The organism is Aedoeadaptatus nemausensis (assembly GCF_903819165.1).
Taxonomy (GTDB): domain Bacteria; phylum Bacillota; class Clostridia; order Tissierellales; family Peptoniphilaceae; genus Aedoeadaptatus; species Aedoeadaptatus nemausensis.
Genome location: NZ_CAIJCS010000032.1, coordinates 1 through 1,071 on the forward strand (window position 1 = coordinate 1; position 1,071 = coordinate 1,071).

3 protein-coding genes are annotated in these 1,071 nt (G+C 35.9%); all 3 read right to left on the bottom strand.

The features are described 5' to 3' along the window. A partial coding sequence (locus PEPTYR26121_RS08405) for a DUF2800 domain-containing protein (protein ID WP_180500975.1) occupies positions 1–351 on the bottom strand: 351 nt, incomplete at its 3' end. Beyond that, the gene (locus PEPTYR26121_RS08410) at positions 351–647 is read right to left on the bottom strand and encodes a hypothetical protein (protein WP_026074035.1); all 297 of its coding nucleotides are present in this window, start codon (positions 645–647) and stop codon (positions 351–353) included. The genes PEPTYR26121_RS08410 and PEPTYR26121_RS08405, both read right to left, overlap by 1 nt. Continuing rightward, complete coding sequence (locus tag PEPTYR26121_RS08415; protein WP_044565540.1) at positions 589–960, bottom strand: hypothetical protein; 372 nt, start codon at positions 958–960, stop codon at positions 589–591. Before PEPTYR26121_RS08415 ends, PEPTYR26121_RS08410 begins: the two co-directional genes overlap by 59 nt. Between the last annotated feature and the right edge of the window lie 111 nt (positions 961–1,071).

The following is a 1,071-nucleotide window of genomic DNA, read 5'->3' on the forward strand; positions in this document are numbered from 1 at the left end:
TACACAGTCAGCAGTTCCAAAGGACTCCTTAACATAGTCTGATAGGTCAAGTCTTTCTTCCACAAAGACGGCTGGGCTTTCGTACCTACTTATTACTTCTATTACATATGAGGCATATCCTTCAGTTAACTCATCCATTTCTTCATCATAAAAATCTAAATCCTCTGTTGGATCTTTTACATCTAAGCCTAATAACTTTTTTAGTTTATATTCTGCTAAGGCATGAGCTGAGGTACCTTCAAGTGCATAAGGACTAACTTCATCTTCATATTTTTGAGATAGCTTTACGCTTGGTGGACAGTGAATCCATCTATTAGAAGATGATGCTGATAAAATAGCATGAGCGCCCATTACAACTTCTCCACATCTGCTACCAAGTCCTTATAGTTACTTGGATCAATCTCAGATAACTTTTTAGCTCCATACTTTTCTAAGAGTTCTCTTATCTTAGCTGTATGGCCTAATCTTGATTTGTCGGCTAGTATCTTTCTAACATCTTCAATCTCATAGGTCTTTTCTTCTTGTTTTGCCTTCTCTTCTTTAGGCAGTTCCTCATCACTTTCTAGTGCTGTTAGAAGGACACCTATACTAGATGCAAGATTCTCTGCATCTTCTTTGATTTCCATTAGTAGCTTTATTCTTGACATCTTTTTCTCCTTTCTCTGGTTGCATTAATTCCTTAGCTATCTTCTTGGCAACAATTGAGATGGCTATTAAACTTTCTGCCATCTGTTCGTTTTTTACTAAGTCCACTTTGTTCCTCCTTTCATACTCCTTGGGACATTCTTTAAATTTTTGAGTAAGATTTCTCCTCTCATACTCCTTAGGACATTTGCCTTCATTTTGAGTAAGTTGTATCTCCTCATACTTCTTAGGACATCCTGTTTGTATTTGAGTAAGACTTCTTCCCTCATATTCCTTAGGACATCTAGTAAGTTTTTGAGTAATTATTTTTTCCAAGGTCTCAATTTCTCTTGAATCTTTGGTAAATGCTTATTTTTGATGTTATTAACTGTTTTTTGGGATATTCCTACTACTTCTGCGACTTCTCTTTCTTTCATTTCGTAGAGA

Coding starts and splice junctions, on each gene's coding strand:
- PEPTYR26121_RS08410 (WP_026074035.1), bottom strand. CDS start 647: ATGTCAAGAATAAAGCTACTAATGGAAATCAAAGAAGATGCAGAGAAT.